Raw genomic sequence first — 22987 nt, forward strand, 5'->3', positions numbered from 1 at the left:
CCGGCCCTGAAAAGCCGTTTTAGCAACCTTTTACAGAATCCCCATGGAAAACACCTTCCAGAAAAGACAGCACGCTTTGGAGCAGTTCCAGGCCGAGCTGATCACCAGAAAGAACGAGAAGCAGCCTTTGGGCAACGGCATCTACGATAGATATAAACACCCCATCCTGACCAATCAGCACGCCCCCCTTGCCTGGCGCTACGACCTGAACCCCGAAACCAACCCCTTCTTCATGGAGCGGATCGGGGTGAACGCCGTGTTCAACGCGGGCGCCATCAAGCTCAACGGCAGGTACCTGGTGGTAGCCCGGGTGGAAGGCAACGACCGCAAATCCTTCTTCGCCGTCGCCGAGAGCCCCAACGGCGTAGACAACTTCCGGTTCTGGGAGAAGCCCATCACCTTGCCCGAGACGAGTGAGCCGGACATCAATGTGTACGACATGCGCGTGGTGCAGCACGAAGACGGCTGGATCTACGGCCTGTTCTGCACCGAGCGTAAGGACCCGGACGCCAAACCCGGCGACGAGTCCTCGGCAGTAGCCCAATGCGGTATTGCCCGCACCCGCGACCTGGTTTCCTGGGAACGCCTGCCAGATTTGAAATCCACCTCGCCGCAGCAACGCAACGTGGTCTTGCACCCCGAGTTCGTGAGCGGAAAATACGCGCTCTACACCCGCCCGCAGGACAGCTTTATCGAGGCGGGCAGCCGCGGCGGAATCGGTTGGGGCTTGACCGATTCTATGGAGAACGCGGTTGTGGACGAAGAATTCATCGTGGACCCGAAGACCTACCACACGGTGTACGAGGTGAAAAACGGCCAAGGACCGGCTCCTATCAAGACCGAAAGAGGCTGGCTGCACCTGGCGCACGGCGTACGGAACACCGCCGCTGGCCTGCGCTACGTGCTGTATATGTTCCTGACCGATTTGCAGGACCCCTCTAAAGTCATTGCCAAACCAGGCGGGCACTTCATCGCCCCGGAGGGCGAAGAGCGGGTGGGTGACGTGTCCAACGTGGCCTTCGCCAACGGCTGGATCCTGGACGAAAACGGCACCGTCTTCATCTATTACGCCTCCTCCGATACCAGGATGCACGTGGCGACCTCTACCGTGGATCAGTTGCTGGACTACGTGCTCAACACCCCTGCCGATGGGCTTCGCTCCGCTGCCTCGGTGGAGCAGATAAACTTGTTAGTGGAGAAGAACAATACCTACATCCAAAGCAAAAAGCACGTGATGGCCCCCGAATTGAACGGCGCGAACTGATGGCTACCGCTTCCTATACTTCTTTAGCGTCCCAGCTTTCCACTTACCAGCGGGAGATGGAGGCCGAGTTGGAGAGGATACTGGCTTTCTGGTCAGAAAACACCTTGGACCACCAGTACGGCGGGTTCGTGGGGCAGATAGACCACACCGGCACCATAAACCCAGAGGCGCCCAAAGGCAGCATCCTGAATGCCCGTATTTTGTGGACGTTCTCGGCGGCGTACCGGCACACCAGAAAAGAGGTGTACCTGACCATTGCCACCCGCGCCTTCGATTACCTGTGTACTTCCTTCCTGGATTCTGCCCACGGCGGGGTCTACTGGATGGTGGACGCCCAGGGCCAGCCCCTGGACACCCGCAAGCAGGTCTACGCGCTGGCCTTCACTGTGTACGGCATGAGCGAGTACCACTTGGCCACCCAAAACCCGAAGGCGTTGGAAGTAAGCCAGGAGCTTTTCCGGTGGATTGAAAAATACAGCTTTGATCCGGAGCACGGCGGGTACCTGGAGGCCTTCAGCCAGACGGGGGAACTTCTGGAGGATTTGCGCCTAAGCGAAAAGGACCGCAACGACCCCAAGACCATGAACACGCACCTGCATGTACTGGAGGCCTACGCCAACCTGTACCGCGCCTGGCCGGACCCGCTGCTGGCCCAAAAGCTCAGAGGCCTGATCGAGGTGTTACTTGAGAAGATCATCGACCAATCTACGGGACACCTGAAGCCGTTCTTCTCCCGCGACTGGACTTCAACCGCTAACCTCATCTCCTACGGACATGACATTGAGGCCTCCTGGCTCCTGCAGGAAGCCGCCGAGGTGCTAGGCGAAGAGGCGTTGCTTTCCAGGGTAAAAGAAGTCGCGCTCACCATGGCCAACGCCACCGCCGAGGCCCTGCTCCCGGACGGAAGCCTGTACCATGAGCTGAACCTAGACGAGAACCACTGTGACAAACACCGCGAGTGGTGGGTGAGCGCCGAGGCGATGGTCGGGTTCCTCAACGCCTACGAGCTCACGCATAACGAGACATTCCTGCGGCACTCATTGAACGCCTGGAAGTTCGCGCAGACCCACCTGCTGGACTTGGAGCGCGGCGAGTGGCACTGGGGCGTGCACGATGATTACAGCCTGATGGATAAAGAAGACAAGGTGGGTTTCTGGAAATGCCCTTACCACAATGCCCGCGCCTGCCTCGAGGTCATCCATCGGTGCAGGAAAACCATTGGCGAAGCCGCCTTGAAGTAGATAGATTTTCTTTACCGTTTTGGGCCTGTTTTATGAAAATCAGTCTTAAAACGGGAAGGTCGATGCCTTGGCGCCGTTTCCGTGAAAATGGCTGTGAAATACATTTAGAAATATCCACTTTAACCCTTGATCCCAGGATGAAAACACTGCTACGTTTGCTTTCCAGGATAGACAGGCCCTGGCATTTTGCATGGCTCGCGGCTCTCTTTTTCCTGGCATTCGCTCCTGCCGCCTTGGCTGCAGACCTCAAATTGGAAGCTGAGAATGGCACCCGAACTGGCGTGACCGTGGCCAGCTCCATGGCGGGTTACTCCGGCACCGGGTACGTGCAGGGCTTTGACAACTCCTTCGCGAAAAACGTGAAGTTCACGTTCAACCTTCCCGCCGCTGGCATCTACGAGCTTTCCATCCGCTACGCCACTCCGTCTGGGGAGAAAGGATACGTGCTGGAGGTGAATGGGCAGCAGTCCTCGGGCATGTTCACCAACGTTGCAGGTTTCGGAACGGCGCAGGGGGGCATGTTCAGTTTACCGGCTGGTGCGAACACCATCACCCTGGGCGGCGGCTGGGGTTACTACGTGATTGACTACATCAACCTGGCCCCGGCCAATATCCCGCTACCTGCCAAACCACCCAAGACCTTATCTGACGCCAACGCCACTACATCCACCAAAAACCTGTTCTCGTACCTGGTGGACATCTATGGTTCCAAGGTGCTGGCGGGACAGCAAGAAATTAACGAGCTGCAGGAAATAGATTACGTGCGCACGCACACAGGCAAAGACCCGGCCGTTGGGTCCTATGACTTGATTGAGTACTCGCCCTCCCGCATCCAGTTTGGCTCCAACCCCGCTGGTTTCTCTGAGAGAGCCATCCAATGGGCCAAGAAAGACCAGGGCCGCGGCATCATCAGCTTGATGTGGCACTGGAACGCGCCCACCGATCTCATCAACCAGTCACCCGACAAACTCTGGTGGAGCGGCTTCTACACCCGGGCTACCACCTTCAACTTCGCGGCGGCGCTCGCCGATAAAAACGGAGCTAATTACCAGCTCCTGCTCCGCGACATTGACGCCATTGCCGTGGAGCTGAAGAAATTCCAGTCGCAGGACATCCCGGTGCTGTGGCGCCCTTTGCACGAGGCGGCCGGCGGCTGGTTCTGGTGGGGAGCTCAGGGCGCCGGTCCGTTCAAAGAACTATGGAAACTGATGTATGACCGCCTCACCAACCACCACCAACTGCACAACCTCATCTGGGTCTACACCGCCGAGCGCGCCAAACCAGAGTGGTACCCCGGCGATGCGTACGTGGATATAGTGGGCATTGACATCTATGAAAACACCGCGGTGGCCTCTAACCTGAGCGGCCAGTGGACCGAGCTGCAGAACCTTTTCAACGGCAAGAAACTGGTGACACTCTCCGAGACCGGTAATCTGCCCAACCCCGAGTACATCCGGACTTACAAGACCTGGTGGTCTTGGTTTGCCGTGTGGCCCGGCGCCGAATACACCAGAAAACAGCCTACCACCCTTCTGCACGCTGTCTTCAACGACCCAGACGTGATCACCCTGGACGAACTGCCCGACTGGCGGAAATCCGGTGCGGTAACCGGCAGCGCGCTGGAACAGGCTTTAGGCCAGCTGGAGGTGTATCCCAATCCGGCTAACGGTACGCACCTCACCATCAAGACCATGGCCAGATCGCCTATGAAAGCCACCTTTGGTCTCTACGATGCCAAGGGTGCCAAAGTAACGGAAGTCACCGTGCAATTGGCCAGTGGCCAGAATCAGGTGCGGCTCCCGCTGCGTCAGGTACCGGCGGGCATTTACCTGCTCTCCATCCGGAAAGGAAACGAGCAGATTTGCCGCAAAGTGGTGGTGATGAAATAAGCGGCTCCTGCCTGTTTCAACAACCTACCCATTGGTCCGTTTAGGAGCCGATTTCGCAAAAACGTACCTGAACCAGACTGTACAGACCTTTTAACAGAACCGATCACCAAGAACCTATATCCTAATCCCAACTGACCTAAGAAGATGAAAAAACTACTGCTCTCTTTAGCGGCCCTCACGCTGTCTTTCACGGCTTTCAGCCAGGGAAACAACTATGCCCAGAACTACACCAAGTACGAGGGCCTGGCCATGACCCCACCCATGGGCTGGAACAGCTGGAATAAATTCGCCTGCAACGTAGACGAGAAGCTGATCAGGGAAACCGCCGATGCCATGGTGAGTTCGGGCATGAAAGCCGCAGGCTACGAGTACATCAACATTGACGACTGCTGGCACGGCGACCGCGACAGCCTGGGCTTCATCCACCCAGATCCCAAGCGCTTCCCATCGGGCATGAAAGCCCTCGCGGATTACGTGCATTCCAAAGGCCTGAAGCTGGGCATCTACTCCGATGCCGGTTCCCAGACCTGCGGCGGCCGTCCGGGGAGTCGTGGCTATGAGTTCCAGGATGCCCAGATGTACGCCAAGTGGGGCATCGATTACCTAAAGTATGACTGGTGCAACACCGAGGGCCTGAAAGCCGAAGGCGCTTACAAAACCATCGCGGCGGCGTTGCGCAAAGCTGGCCGGCCCATGGTGCTCAGCATCTGCGAGTGGGGCAACGACAAGCCCTGGGAATGGGGCCCAACCGTAGGCCACCTGTGGCGCACCACCGGTGATATCTACAACTGCTTTGACTGCGTGGAAGACCACGGCACCTGGAAATCCTGGGGCGTGATGCAGATCCTGGACAAGCAGGACGGCCTGCGCCAGTATGCCGGTCCAGGCCACTGGAACGACCCGGATATGCTGGAAGTTGGCAACGGCATGCCCGTGAACGAAGACCGCGCCCACTTCACCATGTGGAGCATGATCGCGGCCCCTTTGATTGCCGGGAACGACCTGCGCAAGATGAGCAAAGAAACCGTGGCTATCTTAACTGACAAAGAAGTGCTGGCCATCAACCAGGACAAACTGGGCATCCAGGGCCTGCGGTACACCGTGAAAGACAGCCTGGAAACCTGGGTAAAACCGCTGGACGGCGGCAAGTGGGCGGTGGCTTTCCTAAACCGGGCTAAGAATCCGCAGAAGGTAGACTTTGACTGGCAGAAGAACGTGATCAACGATGAGGTAGCCAAAAGACAACTGGACGGCGGCAAAACCACCTACAAAATCCGGAACGTCTGGACAAAGAAAAGCCAGGGCACTACGAAAAAAGACTACGAAGCGACCGTACCCGCCCACGATGTCATTCTGCTGGTACTCTCCGCCGACAAGGAAAAAGTAGCCAGTAAGTAACCGCTCTTCTCTCTTGGTAGCTGCAAAACCAGCGTTTAGGTCCTGTTTTCTATAAAACAGGACCTAAACGCTTTCATGGGGTGGAGACGAAAGGCCTTGCATCTTGGTTCTCTGGAACCTTTAACTACCTTAGCCAACCCTATTTATTCGTGCCCGCCAGACGCAACGGATTGCGTCTCTACATTGGCTTTTAATACATTTAATGCAGAAGCAAATTGCAATTGCGGTCCTTTCCAATCTTCTGCTTACCTTATAATTCGTGCACCAATTCAGAAAACATGAACTCTTTGAAATCATTAGGTAAATTTTTCATGGGCCTGCTGCTCACCGGCGCCACTTCATCGGCGGGAGCCGTGTCACTTCCGGCTATCATCGGGAACCACATGGTCTTGCAGCGCAACACCGAAGTGACTATCTGGGGCTGGGGCAACACCGGTGAGGAAGTCACCGTGACCGGAAGCTGGGATAACAAACCGGTCAAAACCAAGGTGAACAACCTGGCCAAATGGGAGGTAAAACTGCAAACCTCCGCCACCGCCAGTCCGCAGACGGTGACGGTGAAAGGCTACAACACCATCGTGCTGGAAGACGTGCTGCTGGGCGAAGTCTGGTTATGCTCAGGTCAATCTAACATGGACTGGAACGCCAATGCCGGCATTGACAATGCCGAGCAGCACGTCAAGGAAGCCAACTACCCATCCATCCGGTTTTTCCAGGTGGGCAAGCGCACCGCCGATGCCCCACAAATGGATCTGCAGGGCCAATGGGTGGTGTGTACGCCTCAGACCATGAAACACTTCAGCGCCGTAGGCTACTTTTTCGGGAGAGAGATTCACCAGAACCTGAAAACGCCCGTCGGGTTGATCAACAGCAGCTGGGGCGGCACTCCCGCCGAGATTTGGTTTAGTGCGCCGGCCATTGCCGCTAACCCTGTTTTGGCAGAAGCCGCCGCGAAACGCAAAGAAGTGCCATATGGCCCTACCCAGCCCGCCAAAGCCTACAATGCCATGATCGCACCGCTTGTCCCTTTCCGGCTGGCCGGGGCCTTGTGGTACCAGGGCGAAAATAACGTAGATGCCCCGGACGTGTACGCCCAGATGCTACCCGCCCTCATCCAGGATTGGCGCACCGCTTGGAAACATGACTTCCCGTTCTACCTTGTGCAGATTGCGCCTTTCAAGTACGGCGGAGCCGAAGATTGGCCTCGCTTGGCCGAAGCCCAACTGAAAACCCTTAGCGTGCCCAATACCGGAATGGCCGTGATCCATGACGTGGGCAACGTAGAGGACATCCACCCTAGAAACAAGCTGGACGTGGGCAAGCGCCTGGCAGGTTGGGCCCTGAACAAAACTTACGGCAAAAAAGAGGTGCCTTTCTCCGGACCCATTTACCGCGAGATGAAGAAAGAGGGAAACAAGATCCGTCTGTTCTTTGACCACGCAGACCAGGGCTTGGCGGTGAAAGGCAAGGAACTCACTCAGTTTGAGATTGCCGGCGAAGACCAGAAGTTTGTTCCCGCCCAAGCCAAAATAGACGGAAAAACGGTAGTGGTCAGCGCTAAAGGCGTGAAGAACCCGGTGGCCGTGCGCATGGGCTGGAGCAACACTGCTACCCCTAACCTCTTCAACAAAGCGGGTCTCCCCGCCTCCAGTTTCAGAACCGATCAATGGGCACGCAAGACCAGCCTGTAGATGTTTATGGGCTGATTTTCGAAAAACAGCCTGAAAAAAGCTTATACTTCCTCACAACTCCTTGTCATCTTGGAAAGATCTTGGTTGCGACTTGAAAAGGCGGGAATCTTGCGCTATTACCGTTCGCCCACAAGATCCTTTCAGGATGACATCTTTTATATGGCTTCCGTTGGTTAATACCATGAATTTGATTTTGTTTCAGGCCTGATTTCTGAAAAACAGACCCAAAACGAAACCCAATTCCGGTTATCTTTACTTTGGCTGCCAGCAACCTTCTGGTAGGCTTTCACTTCTTACAAGAGAGCACCATGAAATGGATCACCCGCGAGCGCCCCAAGATTGACCGGCTGGCTTGTCCGTGGTTGATCAGGCGCTTTCTTGATGCCTCGGCAGAAATCCTCTACGTGCCCGAGGCTCAGGTTCTGGACAAAGCCAAAGAACTGGATGCCATTCCGTTTGACATTCCGGGAGTGGAGTACTCACACTATGAGGACCGGTGCACCTTTGACTATTTCCTGGAGAAGTACCGCCTCACCGAGCCCGCTTTGCAGACCATGGCCCTGATTGTGCGGGGCGCCGATACCGACGACCACTCGCTGGCGGCGCAATCGGCGGGGCTGTGGGCCATTTCGCATGGCATGTCCTTCAACATAAGTGATGACCATGAGTTGCTGGAGAAGGCCATGGTGCTTTATGACGGGCTCTACAGTTGGGCCAAGCACCTGCAGAAACAGAAGCATACCACTGAGCCCACCGAGCAGCTTTTTCTGCAGGTGTACCACAAATACCTGCAGGAAAAGAAAGAGAACCAGCAGAAAGTACCCGCCTGGGCGCTGCACCTGAAGGAGATCATCCAGGACCAGATAGACACCAACCTGGCGCTCAACCTGAAGGAAATCTCTGAGGCGCTGGATGTACACCCCGCGTACGTGTCAAGGGTCTTCTCCAAGTACTTTGACAACCTCTCTTTTGGCGAGTACATCCGGAAGCTGCGCATAGAAAAGGCGCTAAGCCTGCTGCACACCTCGGGGTACTCCCTGGCCGAGGTGGCCTACCTCACCGGTTTCTCTGATCAAAGCCATTTCACCCGCATTTTCCGCCAGCACATGGGCCAGAGCCCGTCTGAGTACCGAAAAAATTTGCTCAAAAAGTAAACCAGGTTCCAAAGGTTAACTGTGTTCTAGCATCGGGTAATTACCCGTTGTAACCTTGCAACTCTTTCATCCTAAATGGAAGCCGGGCTCCAGCGAACAGACCTCTGCCCTGGTATGAAACCTTGGAAGGCCTAGCATACTATTTTGGTCCAAGACAGATTAGTACAGCCTGTAATGAGCAGATTCATTGATAGTAAAGGAAAACCAAAGCGAGGCTTTATCAATTTTAATTTACTGAATTTCAATATTTTACAAAATCACCATCTAAATAATTAAATAAAAATTTGCTGAAACCGTAAAAAGCATTTCTATTTGTCTACTGATCCTATAGAGATTAAGAGTAATGAAGAAGATGAAGCACCTGTCCATACTTCAAGGCCCTCTGAAAAGAATCTCTCTGGCATCAGGAACAGGTCGTGTGGCTGAGTGGCTAAGCAAAGACCCGCAAGGTTTTTTATGGCGGTTCGATTCCGCCCGTGACCGCGACCCTTCTTCGGGAAAGAAGGCGGCACCAAAAGGTAACGATAATTGGACGCCGTGTTTAGAGCCTGTTTTGCAAAAAATGGACTCAAAACAGCCCGAAGAGGGAAGTTGGGTAGGTAAGAGACAGGCCGGCACGGTGCGGATTTGAGCCGGGCTGTCTCACCCCTCCTAAATGGAACTGCTAACCCTAGAGCTCAGGCAAAGGGAGGAGGCACACAGAACCAAATACTGTCACCCCTATAGCCGGAAACGCAGCCCCAAGTGTCTTCCGCGGCTGAGAAAAGAACCTCCACAGCCCAGAAAGGGAATTAAAATCTGATTTAACCGGGAGCAACCTCCCCTTTTACACTTTCACCTACAATTATTTCACCCATGAAAACTGATGTTTTCCAAAAAGGAATGAAGAAACGCAACCCAAGTCTGTGTGCCGGCTTTGGTTGTTGTTGCCGCTAACCGCCTCCGCTCCCTTTCTCTTTAATTTTTTCAACACATCAGTCATGAAATCAAAACTTCTACTTCTCCTTCATTTCCTTTTTCTTCCACTGGTGGCGCTGCAGGCGCAGGAAACCAACTTTGTGGAAATCAACGGGCGGGTCACCGAACAAGGGACCAAAGAGCCGATGCCCGGCGTGAGCGTGTACGTGCGCGGCACCGTGACCGGCACCACCACCAACGGCTCCGGCGACTTCAACCTAAAAACCAAACTGAAGTTCCCGTTCAACCTGGTGATTTCCATGGTGGGCTACCAGCCGCAGGAATTTGAGATCACCCAACCCGGCTTCCGTTTAGACATCGCGCTGGTTACGCAGACCTTGCTGGGCAAGGAAGTGGTGGTCACGGCCTCCCGGGTGGAGGAAAGCATCCTGAAATCACCGGTGGCTATTGAGAAACTGGACATCAGGGCCATCAAGGAAACGGCCGCCCCCAGCTTCTATGACGCGCTGGAGAACGTGAAAGGCGTGCAGATGCTCACCTCCAGCCTTACCTTCAAGGTGCCCAATACCCGCGGATTCAACGTGCCCAACAACTTCCGGTTCATGCAACTGGTGGACGGCGTGGACATGCAGGCCGCTACCTTAGGAGTTCCGCTGGGGAATGCCATCGGGGCTACCGAACTGGATATTGAGAGCGTGGAGATCACACCGGGTGCCGCCTCGGCGTTGTATGGCATGAACGCGATCAACGGCATGGCCAACCTCACCACCAAAAGCCCTTTCCTGTACCAGGGATTGAGCATTTACCAGAAAGTAGGCGTGAACCACGTGGATGGCATTGACCGTGACCCCAGCATCCTCACCGAAACCGCCGTGCGCTATGCCAAAGCCTTCAATGATAAATTCGCGTTCAAAGTGAACTTCAGCACGCTGAAAGGCACTGACTGGGTAGCGAATGGCCTGGTGGACCAAAACCCCCAGAACCTGGCTACCGCCAACCCTAAATTCCCCGAGCTTTCCGGCGAGAACAACCCCGCGCTGGACCAATGGAGCCGCTACGGCGATGACCGGCAAGCCCGCCAGGCCATCACCATCAACTACAAAGGCGTTAACGAGACCTTTAACGTAGCCAGAACCGGTTACCTGGAGAAAGACCTGATTTATCCGAAGGTGCGGAACCTGAAGGTGGACGGTAGTTTATTCTACAGGTTGAACGAGAAACTGGAACTGTCTTACGGCTATCGCTTCGGCATTATGGATGGTATTTTCCAGCGCGGCAACCGGATTCAGTTAAAAGACGTGAAGGTACAGAACCATAAACTTGAATTAAAGGGAACCGATTTACTGGTGCGGGCTTATGTGCTGAAGGAGAATACCGGGAAATCCTATAACCTCAACCCCCTGGCCTATAGCCTTGACCTAAGCCACGCCACCAACGCCCAGTGGGGCGGTGTATTCAAAAATACCCTGCAAACCCAGGTAAACAATGGCGTTGATCTGGTTACGGCTATGAAGGTAGCCCGCGCCGCCGCCGATGCCGGTCGGGCCGAGCCCGGAACCCCGGAATTTGATGCCCTCAAAAACACCATCATCAACTCCAATAACTGGGATATCGCCTCGGTGGTACCGGGAGGAGCGCCCAATGGTGGCGCCGCCCTCTGGCAGTACAGCAACACCTACCACGCCGATTTCCAGTATAACCTGAGCAAATTCAAATGGGCCAACATATTGATTGGCGCTGATTTCCGCCGCTACGAGGTAATCCCGGACGGCAATACCTTTGTGGACCTTTCCAGACCGCTGGAAAACAGAACGGTGGCAGATGCCAACGGCTCCTTCGGGAAGAACCAGTACTACACCAAGTATGGCGGGTTTGTGCAGGCCAGCAAACTGTTCCTGGATGACAAGCTGAAGTTCACAGTTTCGGCCCGCCTGGACAACAACCCGGAGTTTAGCCCTAAGTTTAACCCCCGGATCGCGGCCGTGTACACCGCCACGGAGAAGCACAACTTCAGAGCCTCTTTCCAGAACGGATACCGTTTTCCGGCTCTGTTTGAAGCCTTATCCTTCCTGAACAATGCCAGCGTGCGCCGGGTAGGTGGCCTGGCCCGGGTAAACGAAGGCATCGGGTTTCTGGAGAACTCTTACACCTTGGCCTCCTTTGACAAATTCACGGCGGCCGTGAATGCCGATGTTACGGCCGGCATGACCCGCAATGACGCGGCTTTGAAGAACCGGGGCCTGTTGCAGGTGGCCAATCTTCCGGTCATGAAACCAGAAAGCATCAATTCCTTTGAGGTGGGTTACAAGAGCGTCTTGTTTGACAATACCCTCACCATTGATTTTGACGCCTACCACAACTCTTATAAAGGATTCCTGGGCCAGGTAGAGGTGGCAGTTCCAAGTTCGGGGCCGGTTGGCTCAGATGCGGCGGTGCTGGACATGCTCACCAGATCCAAGCAAAACCGCTACCGTGTATACACCAACGCGAAGAACATCTACAACAGCTACGGATCATCTTTGGGGCTGACCTATATCTTCTACAAGAAGTTCACCCTCTCAGGAAATGCGAACTACAACGCCCTGTCAAAGAACCCCACGCCGGATATCTTCCTGACCAGTTTCAACACGCCTAAATGGGTGACTAACCTGTCTCTCAGCAATCGCGAGGTCTTCAAGAACATAGGTTTCAACGTGGTGTGGCGCTTCCAGGACGAGGTATATTGGGAAAGCACCCTAGCCAACGGTCTGGTTCCTGCCTTCTCCACCGTTGATGCCCAGGTTACCGCCAAACTCCCAAAATTGAAGTCCTCCGTGAAGCTAGGCGCCACCAACCTGTTCAATAAACGCTACTATCAATTCGCCGCCGGCCCCACCATTGGGGGACTCTACTACGTGGCATTGACCATAGACGGGTTGCTAGCCAAATAACCAATACCAGAAGCGGCGGACCTAAAACCTGCCGCTTCTGGTTTACAGCCTGTCTTTCTTTTTTCAAGCCAATTTTCCGGGAAACAGCCCTGAAACGAAGCGTCCTCTTCCAGAGATGACGATTGCCAGAATGACGGACTAAATTATCGTCCCCCTTTGAAGGGGGTAGGGGGATGATTTCTCGTGCAGATCATGGCATTCCAGAAGTGTAGGGGCAATCCCTTGTGGTTGCCCTTGTATGAGGAACACAATAAGCGTATCTGCTCTGTAGCCAAGGCCAGTTGGTTCTTCAAACGCCTTGTCATCCCCCTACCCCCTTCAAAGGGGGACATCCGGATATCGTCATTCAACTATCTTCCTCACCAACATACCACCTACTCTATGAAACAAATTTTACGTTTAGCTTTTGCGCTTACCCTCCTTCTTCCCTTCCAAAGCCAGGCCCAGACGGCCGAGAAAAAGGTGACGGACCGGTCTCAATCATGGCTGGGATATTTTAACCAGACCCGCATTTCAGATAAGTTCTCTTTGTGGCTGGATCTGCACGCGCGCCGCAATGATTTCCTGGACCGCTGGGCAACCACCATCGTGCGTCCGGGTATCACGTACCATATCTCTGACCACACCCGCTTTACGGTGGGTTACGCATATGCCTCCCATTGGCCCGCCTCGGCTGAGCAGGAAACGGTAAGGCCCGAGCATAGGCTGTGGCAGCAGATCAACTGGTCGGGGAAGAGCAAACGGCTGCAGACAAACCAGTGGGTACGCTTGGAGGAGCGGTTCAACCGCAACAATGCCAATGACGAGCTGCAGGAAGGATACCATTTCAACTTCAGGGCGCGGTACATGATCGGGCTCATGGTGCCCTTATCCGCCGATGCCATCGCCCCGGGCGTCCCTTTTCTGGTATTCAATGACGAGATACACGTGAATTTCGGGAAGGAGATTGTCTACAACTACTTTGACCAGAACCGGCTTTTCGGGGGCATAGGCTACCAGTTCACCAAAAGCTTCAACGCGCAGTTGGGCTACATGAACGTGTTCCAGCAGACAGCCGCCGGAAACCAGTTTTTCAACACCCACACGCTTAGACTTTTTCTCTTCCATAACCTTGATCTCCGCAAACCCAAGGCAGAACCGGTGACCAACTGAGCCAGGCGTTTTCACCCTGAATTCGTAAAACCAGGCTCTAAACACCCTAAGGCGTATGCGGCAGGGGCGCGCAGGTTTCTGTCGACAGACAAAGCAATCTTTCTATTTTGGGCTTGTTTTTCAGAAAACAGGCCCAAAATGCCCGGATAAAAGTAAAAACGGTTCTAAAGGTTGCGCCTGTTCTATCATTCACAGAAAGCAAACCGTAAAATAGCAGAAAGTTACCTTAGCCCCATGACACAGAAAATCTTACTTCCGCCAGAGAAAGAAACAACAGCTCTTTTGCCTCCGGAAAAGCCTTCTTTCAATGAAGCGCTCCTGTTTTGGCTGAAGCTGGGGTTCATCAGTTTCGGGGGACCCGCCGGGCAGATTGCCATCATGCACCAGTTTGTGGTGGAGCAGAAGCGGTGGGTTTCTGATTCAAGGTTTCTGCACGCGCTCAACTACTGCATGCTGCTACCCGGCCCCGAGGCCCAGCAATTGGCCACCTATTTGGGCTGGCTCATGCACGGCGTGAAAGGCGGCCTGGTAGCGGGTATTCTGTTCGTGCTTCCATCGGTGTTCATTCTGCTGGGGCTGAGTTCGGTGTATGTGACCTACGGGACCATTCCGTGGGTGTCGGCGCTGTTCTATGGGTTGAAACCGGCCGTGGTGGCCATTGTGATTCTGGCGTTGATGAAGATCGCGGGGAAGTCTCTGAAAAGCTGGTTCCATTATGCCATGGCGGCCGTCAGCTTTGTCTGCATTTTCTTTCTGCACGTGCCGTTCCCGTATATTATTCTGGCAGCCATAGCCATCGCGTTTGCACTGCAGAAACTGCACCCGCCCTTCTTAGCGGAGAAACCTGCTACTGCCAAAACCCAGGGCAATGAGGAGGAATATTACCTGAACGCGCACAGCTCTGTTGCCGGGGCCGGTGTCAGCCTGAAACAAAGCATTATCAGAGTAGTGGTGACGGTGGTTTTGTGGACTTTGCCGCTGGTGATTTTCTACCTGCTCACCAGTAATTTCGCATTCTGGAAAACGCTCATTCTCTTCTTCACCAAAGCCGCGTTGATCACCTTCGGGGGAGCCTATGCGGTGCTGCCGTACGTGGCGCAGGTAACGGTGGAGAACCTGAATTGGCTCACCAAATACGAGATGATAGACGGTTTGGCCCTGGGTGAAACCACGCCGGGTCCGCTTATCATGGTGCTGGCGTTTGTGGGCTTTATGGCCGGGTACAACCAATATGCCGGTTCCTTGGCCATGGGCGCTCTGGGGCTTTTCACGACTACGTTTTACACGTTCCTGCCCTGCTTCCTGTTCATTCTGGCCGGTGCCCCGCTTATTGAACGCACCCGCGGAAATGCCGCTGTAAAATCAGTGTTGGGGGTTATCACGGCCGCGGTGGTAGGTGTGGTACTTAACCTGACGGTCTACTTCGGCCAAGCCGTTTTATTCCCCAAAGAACTATCCTTGGCAGGTCTTGACTACTTCGCGCTGGCCTGGACGGTGATTTCGTTTGTAGCCATGGACCGCTTCAAGATAGGCATGATCACCTGGATCATCATCAGTGCTTTGGCTGGTTTAGGGTACTATCTGGTAACGGGCATATCTTAATAACCTTCATTTAAAAGCACAGTAAAAAGCGTGCCCTAGTGAGAGATCACAAGGGCACGCTTTTTACTGTGCTTTTAACAATATTCAGATCAAACCACTCTTATCTTATATCTTAACGGCTTATCTCCAAGCTATTCCAGCGCCAACCAATAATTAGGCGGTAACTCAGGATTCTTCAGGCCGGGAAGGTAGAAAGTAGCCAGTTTCTTGGCCAGGTAAGGGTAAAAACCCCGCAGGTTGGTCAGCACGATAAAGGTGGTCTTCTTGTCATCGAACCGCACGAAATCCGCTAAGGCAGGTCCGCCGCTGTGCCCGGATACCTTTTGCCCCTGATAGTTCTCTATATGGAACCCGATGCCGAAATCGCCTTTCCCTCCGGTTTTAAGCGGCGCACTGGTCAGGAGCAGGGCCTGGGTAGCAGGGGTAAGAAACTTGCCTTCGTCCAGGGTCTGGGCAATTCTGGCCATATCAGAAATGGAGGTATAAATGCCGCCTCCGGTATAGCCCGTGCTCACAAACTGCATATCGCTTACCTTGTGGCTCCCGTTCTGGTAGGCGTACACGGCGGCTTCCTTGGGCAGCACGGCATGCGTCCGGATCTGGCTGTCATCGTTGTTGCTCACGAAGGTGTGCTGCATGCCCAGTGGGTCCAGCACATAGGATTTCAGGACCTCAAAGTACGGCTTGCCTGTTTTCTTCTCAATGATGTATTGCAGGATCCAGTAGTCTGAGCTCACGTAGAAAGATTTGGTGCCGGGCTCATAGGTCATCTCCTGTTTCCTGGCCAGTTCAAAGGCTTCCTTGCTGTTTTTAGTTCTGCTGAAATCGGCAATGTTGATGCCGGATTGGTGCGCAGCCAGTTGCTGGATGGTGATGGGCTTCCAGTTTGCCGGGATAGAATCCAGCAGTTCGCCCATGGTCTGGCCAGGTAGCAGGATCTTCTCGTCAAAGAGGCGTCCCAGAAGCAAGGCAGAGAACAGTTTGCTGCAGGAGGCTGTCTGGAAAACCGTCACGGGGTCTACGGGAGCATTCCAGGAGAGATTGGCCGCGCCAAACTGCCCCTGCGAGACCACCTTCCCGTCTTTCACTACGGCATACGCCAGACCGGGAATATGCTCGCGCTGCATGATCTCCCGGAAGAATTTCTCGGCCTCCTTTTGGGGGCTTTTCTGGGCTAAGGAAACGGTGGCCAGAAACATGGCCAGGCACAACACGCTTCCTATTTTCTGTATGGTTTTCATGGTTATGGTGGGTTGAAGTACATGATGGAGAACAAGACAAAGATGCGTTCTTTTCTACCTGTACATCAATCGCATATAAGGGGGAATTGCCGCTGCAACTGCCCACCAGCCTCCCATAAAAGGGGGATATTGCAGCCAGCTGTTTCCGGATAAGCCGGTAACTTGTACCTTTAGTTACAGCTTCTTTTTATGCGGCACCTAAGGGTATTTCTTCTTATGTCAGGAATATTGATCGGGCTTTTACTGGGCCTGACGGAGAATACCATGAGCGCACCGCACCCCTACATTTACCAGCACCTGGACCGCGAAGACGGCTTGGCCAGCAGTATTGTATTGGCCATTCTGCAGGACCGTGACGGCTACATGTGGTTTGGCACCGACAACGGCCTGCAGCGCTACGACGGCCGCCAGTTTCTCCACTACCGGTATAACCTGAACAACCCCAACAGCCTGGCTTCTGATATTGTGGAGGCGCTGCTGCAGGACGACCAAGGCAACCTCTGGATCGCCTCGCCCGCGCAGGTCACGCGCTACTCACCCTCCGGCCGCACCTTCACCCGCATTCCCATCCAGACCGCCGCCCGGTTTACCAGCGGTCCCCGTCGGTGGCGCCTCCGGCAATGCCAGGGTACCATCATCCTGGAAGCCGGAAACCAACAGGAGCAATTTGTGTTCGCACCCAACCAAAAGGCTTTTGTATTGCCCCAGAGCGCCGGTGGGAAAATAGCCTCGTGCCTCCGGAAGGTTGAGGCAGCTCCTGTTCCCCAGCCTAGTGTAGAACCGTATGTGTATTTAAAAGATAACCGGGGTACCCTCTGGGCCGCCTCAGGGCAGTTGTGGGCCCGGGCGCCGGGAGCTACCAACTTTGATTTGATCCCGCAACGCGATGAGTTCAGGCACGACCTTGTCTTTGACCAAATCTACAGCATTTCCCAGAACCAAGAAGGCACCATCTGGCTGGGCACGAACAAGGGGGTCTACTATTTCAACCCTGGGAAGCAGCGTTTCTTTTCAGTCGGCTCAAATACCAGGAATCCGGCCGTGGTTTCAGGCTTTCTGGAAACCGCCAAGGGTGAGATCTGGGCCGCCACCCTGAACCAGGGAATCCAGGTATATGATCAGGAGTTCAGCCCCCTCAGAAATTATGCGTCAGGGGGTTTGCAGGTCTGGTGCCTGGTGGAAGACCGCCAACACCGGGTTTGGGCCGGTGCCTCAGACGGCACGTTACTATTGATGGAACCGGGCAAGTCGGCTATCCGGCATGTGACCCCACCTGCGTTGGCAGGCCAGAACATCATGAAGGCTACCGTGGATGCCTCGGGGCAAATCTGGTGGGGCACGCACCAAGGGCTTTTGGTGCGGTATGATCCGGAGACCGGGCAATTCAAGTCTTTTTCTCTGCAGAAGCAGGCACCCTCCCAAACCATGGGGCAGATCAAAAGGCTATTGTTTGGTTTGGATGGTACCTTGTGGTTGGCCACTGCCCAAGCCGGCGTCTTGCGGGTTGACCCTAAAACGGGCAAGATCATGGCGCATTACTCCACCGCCAGCCGTCCTAAGGGTTTGCTCAGCAACGCCGTGGGCGAGATGATCTGGTACGATGATCACACGCTGGCTATCTCTACAAGCCTGGGCATCCATTTCCTCAACGTGCAAATCGGCCAGATTACCGCCCTCACCACCGCCAACGGTCTGCCCTCCAACACCATCCTCAACCTGGTGAAAACTGGCAAAAACCTGTTCTTCACTACCCAGTTCAGCCTGGGACGCTGGAATACCCAAACCAAAACCGTGACAGGTTACGGTGCCCAGGACGGGCTGGTGAACGAATCCTATGCTTTCAACACTGGCTATACTCTGAAAGACGGACGGATACTAATGGGCACCTTGCAGGGCTTCTACTACTTCCACCCAGACAGCCTCAACCGCTCTGCCGCTCTGCCCAAGGTGGCTATTACCGGGTTCAAGGTGTTTGATAAAAACCTTACGTTAAACAAGGCTGAAACTGGCAAGGAAGGCCTGCACCTGGCCCATAACCTGAACTTTTTCACGGTAGAATTTGCCTCCTTGAGCTATTATGACGATGCTAAGATCCAGTATGAGTATCAACTGGAAGGCGTGGACCAGACTTGGCGGCAGGCAGGCCGCAACCGGTTTGCCAGCTACACCAACCTGGACGGCGGCGATTACCTGTTCAAAGTAAGAGCCCGCCGCGACGACGGTGCCACCACCCCGCAGGTGACTACCCTTCGCCTGGTCATTTCCGATCCTTTCTGGAAAACCTGGTGGTTCCTGGGCCTGGTCTTTCTTCTGGTGGTCCTCGGCCTGTACGGGCTCTACCGCCTCCGGATCAACCGTTTACTGGGGCTGCAGGCGGTGCGTACCCGCATTGCCCGCGACCTCCACGATGACATGGGCTCTACGCTCAGCACCATCACCATTTTCTCCGATATGGCCAATCAGCAGGTCCTCGCCAACCCTGTGCTGGCTCAGGGCTATCTGCAGAAAATCAGCCGCTATTCGCACCAAATGATGACCGTGATGGATGATATTGTCTGGTCCATTAATCCGCATAATGACCTGGTGCAGAACCTTGTTTCGCGCATGCGGGAAGTGGCCACCGAGGTTCTGGAGGCAAAAGACATAACCTTCTGCCTGGAGGCAGATCCGGCGGTGAACAACCTTCGCCTGGGCCTGGAGGCGCGGTATGATTTCTTCATGATCTTCAAGGAAGCCATCAACAACATCGCGAAGTACTCCCACTGCCGCCAGGTCTGGATGAAGGTAAAGCTGCAGGAGAACAATCTGCGTCTGGAGATCAGGGATGATGGTCAGGGATTTGACACAGCCCAGGCCAGTACCGGTAACGGCTTGCTGAACATGCAGAAACGGGCCCAGAACATCAGAGCGACCCTGGACATCAGCTCGGCACCCGGACAGGGCACTACCGTTTCACTGACCGCACCACTTTCTAAAACAGCCTTCCACCCCCTACCCGTATGATAAAGATCCTGCTCTACGAAGACAATGCCCCGTTGCGCGAAGGCCTTTCAATGTTGTTCAACGGCACCGAAGGCTTCACAGTGGTAGGTGCTTTTCAGAACTGCACGCAGGTGCTGCAGCAGGTAACCCAACTTGTCCCCGATGTGATCCTGATGGACATTGACATGCCGGGCATGGGTGGCATTGCCGGCCTCAAACTCATCCGTAGCCAGTTTGACAAAGTGAAGGTGGTGATGCTCACCGTGTTCGATGATAACCAGAATGTACTGGAAGCCATGCAGGCCGGTGCCGACGGGTACTTGCTCAAGAAAACGCCGCCCGCCAAACTCATGGAAGCCATTGTGGATGTCTACGAAGGCGGTGCCCCTATGACGTCATCGGTCGCCCGCCAGGTACTGCAGCTATTCGCGCATCAAACCCCAAAAACCACGGCGGCCCAATACCAGCTCAGCGACCGCGAGAAGGAGGTCTTGCACTGGCTCGTGAACGGCTACTCCTACAAAATGGTGGCCGCGCAGCTCTTCATCTCCCTGGAGACCGTGCGTTCGCACGTGAAGAAAATTTATGAGAAACTACAAGTAAACTCCAAATCAGAGGCCGTCGCCAAAGCATTCAAAGACAATATCCTTTAATGCTGCTGCCAGAGATCAGGGAAGGCGAAAACAGCCAATTTCCCTGAAAACGAGACCAAAACAGCACATTAAATTTTTGGCTCAGGGCTATAGCCAAACCGGAAGATTGAGGTGATCCCGTTTGGCATCGAACCATAAGATTGGCCAAATTCCCAATCCTGCTTCTAGTCGAAGCTCTGGACTTTGGTACGTTTTAGACCTGTTTCCTTGAAAACAAGCCTGAAACGACAAAGAGACAAACACCTGGTTCAAGTTTTCAACTTGGACCTACTATGATCGGAAGTTTGAAACTTCCGTGAGGCGAAAGCCTCAATCCAGCTATGCTGATCTGCCGGCTTACGCTTCACGCCAGAATAAACAGGCCTGGGCCCCTATCGGGAGAAACAAAGGCAAAGGCACTACCCTGTGTTTTAGGGGCTATTCCAAGAAAACAGCCCCTAAACAGGTATATCAGCCTAACAACTCAACCGCGCCTTTTTAATACAACTACTTCTTCAACGGGGCGCCAACCGGAATGCTACAGTCATGCCCAGGTTGGCCATGCGGTGGGTTCATGCCTTTGGCCGTAACTACCGGCGGGCCTACAGGTAGAACCGGCGCCGGAGGCAAGGTAGCAGGTCTTGAGGCGGACGGGGTGGCGGCGCTGGAATTAGCAGTTGCTCCGGGAGGCGAGTCTAACCCCGCACCAACCGGGATATCGCACCGGTGGCCAGGCTGGCCGTGGGCTGGGTTTAAGCCGGCCGTTACCGCAGGCTGCGGAGAGGTCACCGGTTGGCTAACAGTAGCCGCTGGCTGGCTGGAAATTACTGGGGCAGAACTGGAGGAAGAGGTAGTTACCGGCAGAGAGGTATTATTCCCGGCCCCTGCACCAGAGGCGGCCTCTTTTTTACTTTCGGCACAACCAGCCCCAAAGAGCAGAGAAGCGAGGAAAAGGACCTGAATCGTATTTTTCATTATTGGTTTTTAGTTTTCAAGACGAAGATTAACATACATTACCTGCTGCTTTCCCCAGCTGCCCACAAGCCGCTTTCTCAGTTCAACATGGGGTTCTGCGGAAACTTAGAGAGCTTTGATTTGGAGGCGAAGATCAGCACCTGAATCATGATCCCGATGCCTATGACCAGCACAAACGCCAATTGGGTAAGGACCGCAGACCCAGCCATCATCTGCTTGGTGGAATCATTCAACCGCTTGCCCTCGGCCACCTGGATGCTGGACAGGTGGTTCAGGTAATTCGTGGCCAGCTGGAATCTGGCGTCCAGCTTTTGCTTGGCTGGCTTAGCGCCCTGGCCTCCCAGTTCTTTCAGATATTGGTTCTCCAAAGTTTGTAGGGCCCGGTGGTTCTGGTTGAAGGCCGATAAGTAACGGGCCTCGGACTGGGTTAACTCCGTTTTGCCAAATTCTGTGAGGAGCGTGGCAATGGCCGTGTTGTTTTCTTTCAACCCCAAGGACAACTTCCCGTCATTCCCGGCATAGAAGGAATTATCCAGCAGCATTTTCTTCTGGTACAGGTGCCCAGATAGCTGATAGATGTAGCTTTCCACCAGCAGTCTGTCCTCGTACACCGTAGCGAAGGAAGTCCCCAGTTTGGTGACGGTCTTGTTGTCCAGCGTATTCTTAGCCAGCACCAGCACCATGATGATAGCCAGCAGCAGCGCGGCCTTTGTTTTATGTTTTAAACTATATACCCATCTCATCTTTCCGGAAATTAAAGAGTAAAAAACAGAAAGGGAAAGCACTTACTGGACACCAACTCATGCAAGCTGCAGAAGAGAGACAAGGCTTCGCCCTGTCAGGAAGTTACAAAATTTACACCGTAAAAGCCAGACATTTACCCGGCCAAAGGAGATCCTTATGATGGATCAAAACAGGGGAAGAAACAGGCACTAAAGATGGCATTTAGGACCTGTTTTCTAAGAAACAGACCTAAACGCCTTTCTCTTAAGCCCAGCGGGAGTTCATTTCCAGGAAGAAGGCATCGTTCTCCTGGCGAGAGGCGTTTCTTCTCACCTCAGAGGTCCCGAAACCAACTTCCAGTTCGCCGTTGTCCACGCGCTGCATGACAGAATCTGCGAACTCATCCAAGGGCACCCCGAAGGTATGCAGGCCGGTGCCACCCAGATCGGTGTTCACGGCCGGCGGCACAATCTCCACCACCTCCACGTTGGTTTTGGAGAGCAGGTAGCGCAATGACATGGTAAAGGAATGCAGCGCGGCTTTGGTGGCACAGTATACCGGCGCGAAAACGCCCGGCGTAAAGGCCAGCCCCGAGGTCACGTTCACGATGGCCGCGTGCGGCTGTTGTTTCAGATGGTTTACAAACAAGCTGCACAGGTGAATGGGAGCCTCCAGGTTGATGGCAATTTCCTGCTGCGTTTTGCTCCACTCTTCCTGTTCGGTGACAAGGTTCACCCGCCGCTGGATGCCCGCATTGTTCACCAGCACGTTCAGGTTGGGAAACTCGGCGGTGGTCCATTCCAGCAGCGCAATGCGGTCGGCCTCACGGGCCACATCGCAGACCAGGGTATGCAGTTCGGGGTACTTCTCTTTTGCCTCGTTGAGTTTATCTGAGCGACGGCCGCAGATGATGACGGTGCTGCCAGCCTTCAAAAAACGCTCGGCAATGGCCAGTCCAATCCCGGAGGCGCCTCCGGTAACCAGCACTGTGTTTCCAGCTAGTTTCATCTTTTCTGTTTGGGATAGGTGTAAGGAAAGAATTTAACCATGTTTACTCCCTGGCCGGGGAGGAGGTTCTACTTGTCTTGGATGAAATAGGCATGGGGTTGTCTTTTAGGTCTTTCCCCAGACTTCCAGGTTCTACCGACCTTATTGCTTTATGGATGTTTTCTCCAAATCAGCTTAGAAACAGTCC

General features: G+C 54.3%; 15 protein-coding genes and 1 tRNA gene. 12 read left to right on the forward strand and 4 right to left on the reverse strand.

From position 1 onward, the window contains the following. Positions 1-43: 43 nt before the first annotated feature. The 10 genes from J3P34_RS09580 (at position 44) to chrA (ending at position 15239) form a co-directional block, all read left to right on the forward strand. Positions 44-1264, forward strand: a complete 1221-nt coding sequence (locus J3P34_RS09580; RefSeq protein WP_210488171.1) for a glycoside hydrolase family 130 protein — start codon at positions 44-46, stop codon at positions 1262-1264. Next, positions 1264-2505, forward strand: a complete 1242-nt coding sequence (locus tag J3P34_RS09585; protein ID WP_210488172.1) for an AGE family epimerase/isomerase — start codon at positions 1264-1266, stop codon at positions 2503-2505. The genes J3P34_RS09580 and J3P34_RS09585 overlap by 1 nt, the downstream gene beginning before the upstream one ends. Before the next feature lie 137 nt (positions 2506-2642). After that, positions 2643-4394 (forward strand): glycosyl hydrolase, encoded by a 1752-nt coding sequence (locus tag J3P34_RS09590; RefSeq protein ID WP_210488174.1) that lies wholly within the window; start codon positions 2643-2645, stop codon positions 4392-4394. A 144-nt stretch (positions 4395-4538) separates the two neighbouring features. Then, positions 4539-5792 carry a glycoside hydrolase family 27 protein gene (locus J3P34_RS09595; protein ID WP_210488176.1) on the forward strand — a complete coding sequence of 418 codons (1254 nt, stop codon included), beginning with the start codon at positions 4539-4541 and terminating at the stop codon, positions 5790-5792. 278 nt (positions 5793-6070) lie between these two features. After that, positions 6071-7483 (forward strand): sialate O-acetylesterase, encoded by a 1413-nt coding sequence (locus J3P34_RS09600; protein ID WP_246853640.1) that lies wholly within the window; start codon positions 6071-6073, stop codon positions 7481-7483. Positions 7484-7791: 308 nt separating this feature from the next. Then, positions 7792-8637 carry a chromate resistance protein ChrB domain-containing protein gene (locus tag J3P34_RS09605; protein WP_210488178.1) on the forward strand — a complete coding sequence of 282 codons (846 nt, stop codon included), beginning with the start codon at positions 7792-7794 and terminating at the stop codon, positions 8635-8637. A gap of 412 nt (positions 8638-9049) precedes the next feature. Further along, a tRNA-Cys gene (locus J3P34_RS09610) sits at positions 9050-9120 on the forward strand. Between the two features lie 497 nt (positions 9121-9617). Further along, the gene (locus tag J3P34_RS09615) at positions 9618-12485 is read left to right on the forward strand and encodes a TonB-dependent receptor (RefSeq protein WP_210488179.1); all 2868 of its coding nucleotides are present in this window, start codon (positions 9618-9620) and stop codon (positions 12483-12485) included. Between the two features lie 381 nt (positions 12486-12866). After that, positions 12867-13637 carry a DUF2490 domain-containing protein gene (locus J3P34_RS09620; protein ID WP_210488180.1) on the forward strand — a complete coding sequence of 257 codons (771 nt, stop codon included), beginning with the start codon at positions 12867-12869 and terminating at the stop codon, positions 13635-13637. Between the two features lie 234 nt (positions 13638-13871). Next, positions 13872-15239 (forward strand): chromate efflux transporter, encoded by a 1368-nt coding sequence (gene chrA / locus J3P34_RS09625; protein ID WP_210488181.1) that lies wholly within the window; start codon positions 13872-13874, stop codon positions 15237-15239. 131 nt (positions 15240-15370) lie between these two features. Here the strand turns inward: chrA and J3P34_RS09630 are convergent, their stop codons facing one another. Then, positions 15371-16480: a serine hydrolase domain-containing protein gene (locus tag J3P34_RS09630; protein WP_210488182.1), complete on the reverse strand. Its 1110-nt coding sequence runs from the start codon at positions 16478-16480 to the stop codon at positions 15371-15373. Between the two features lie 216 nt (positions 16481-16696). Between J3P34_RS09630 and J3P34_RS09635 the strand changes: the two genes are divergently transcribed. Then, complete coding sequence (locus tag J3P34_RS09635) at positions 16697-19483, forward strand: sensor histidine kinase (RefSeq protein WP_210488183.1); 2787 nt, start codon at positions 16697-16699, stop codon at positions 19481-19483. Further along, a complete protein-coding gene (locus J3P34_RS09640; protein ID WP_210488184.1) occupies positions 19480-20115 on the forward strand; it encodes a response regulator transcription factor in 636 nt (211 codons plus the stop codon). The genes J3P34_RS09635 and J3P34_RS09640 overlap by 4 nt, the downstream gene beginning before the upstream one ends. 486 nt (positions 20116-20601) lie before the next feature. Here J3P34_RS09640 and J3P34_RS09645 read toward each other — a convergent pair whose 3' ends face one another. The 3 genes from J3P34_RS09645 to J3P34_RS09655 all read right to left on the reverse strand — a co-directional run bounded on the left by J3P34_RS09645 (position 20602) and on the right by J3P34_RS09655 (position 22800). Then, positions 20602-21069: a hypothetical protein gene (locus J3P34_RS09645; protein ID WP_210488186.1), complete on the reverse strand. Its 468-nt coding sequence runs from the start codon at positions 21067-21069 to the stop codon at positions 20602-20604. Between the two features lie 77 nt (positions 21070-21146). Then, on the reverse strand, positions 21147-21812 hold the full coding sequence (locus tag J3P34_RS09650) for an MCP four helix bundle domain-containing protein (RefSeq protein WP_210488188.1): 666 nt from the start codon (positions 21810-21812) through the stop codon (positions 21147-21149). Between the two features lie 244 nt (positions 21813-22056). Further along, complete coding sequence (locus tag J3P34_RS09655; protein ID WP_210488190.1) at positions 22057-22800, reverse strand: SDR family oxidoreductase; 744 nt, start codon at positions 22798-22800, stop codon at positions 22057-22059. Positions 22801-22987: the final 187 nt, after the last annotated feature.

Origin of the sequence: Rufibacter aurantiacus (genome assembly GCF_017916345.1) — a bacterium.
GTDB lineage: Bacteria > Bacteroidota > Bacteroidia > Cytophagales > Hymenobacteraceae > Nibribacter > Nibribacter roseolus.

Excerpts from the sequence above, each read along its gene's own strand:
- J3P34_RS09645 (WP_210488186.1), bottom strand. The coding sequence starts at position 21,069 with ATGAAAAATACGATTCAGGTCCTTTTCCTCGCTTCTCTGCTCTTTGGG.
- J3P34_RS09640 (WP_210488184.1), top strand. The coding sequence starts at position 19,480 with ATGATAAAGATCCTGCTCTACGAAGACAATGCCCCGTTGCGCGAAGGC.
- J3P34_RS09630 (WP_210488182.1), bottom strand. The coding sequence starts at position 16,480 with ATGAAAACCATACAGAAAATAGGAAGCGTGTTGTGCCTGGCCATGTTT.
- J3P34_RS09595 (WP_210488176.1), top strand. The coding sequence starts at position 4,539 with ATGAAAAAACTACTGCTCTCTTTAGCGGCCCTCACGCTGTCTTTCACG.
- J3P34_RS09620 (WP_210488180.1), top strand. The coding sequence starts at position 12,867 with ATGAAACAAATTTTACGTTTAGCTTTTGCGCTTACCCTCCTTCTTCCC.
- J3P34_RS09615 (WP_210488179.1), top strand. The coding sequence starts at position 9,618 with ATGAAATCAAAACTTCTACTTCTCCTTCATTTCCTTTTTCTTCCACTG.
- J3P34_RS09585 (WP_210488172.1), top strand. The coding sequence starts at position 1,264 with ATGGCTACCGCTTCCTATACTTCTTTAGCGTCCCAGCTTTCCACTTAC.
- J3P34_RS09655 (WP_210488190.1), bottom strand. The coding sequence starts at position 22,800 with ATGAAACTAGCTGGAAACACAGTGCTGGTTACCGGAGGCGCCTCCGGG.
- J3P34_RS09590 (WP_210488174.1), top strand. The coding sequence starts at position 2,643 with ATGAAAACACTGCTACGTTTGCTTTCCAGGATAGACAGGCCCTGGCAT.
- J3P34_RS09650 (WP_210488188.1), bottom strand. The coding sequence starts at position 21,812 with ATGAGATGGGTATATAGTTTAAAACATAAAACAAAGGCCGCGCTGCTG.
- chrA (WP_210488181.1), top strand. The coding sequence starts at position 13,872 with ATGACACAGAAAATCTTACTTCCGCCAGAGAAAGAAACAACAGCTCTT.
- J3P34_RS09600 (WP_246853640.1), top strand. The coding sequence starts at position 6,071 with ATGAACTCTTTGAAATCATTAGGTAAATTTTTCATGGGCCTGCTGCTC.
- J3P34_RS09580 (WP_210488171.1), top strand. The coding sequence starts at position 44 with ATGGAAAACACCTTCCAGAAAAGACAGCACGCTTTGGAGCAGTTCCAG.
- J3P34_RS09635 (WP_210488183.1), top strand. The coding sequence starts at position 16,697 with ATGTCAGGAATATTGATCGGGCTTTTACTGGGCCTGACGGAGAATACC.
- J3P34_RS09605 (WP_210488178.1), top strand. The coding sequence starts at position 7,792 with ATGAAATGGATCACCCGCGAGCGCCCCAAGATTGACCGGCTGGCTTGT.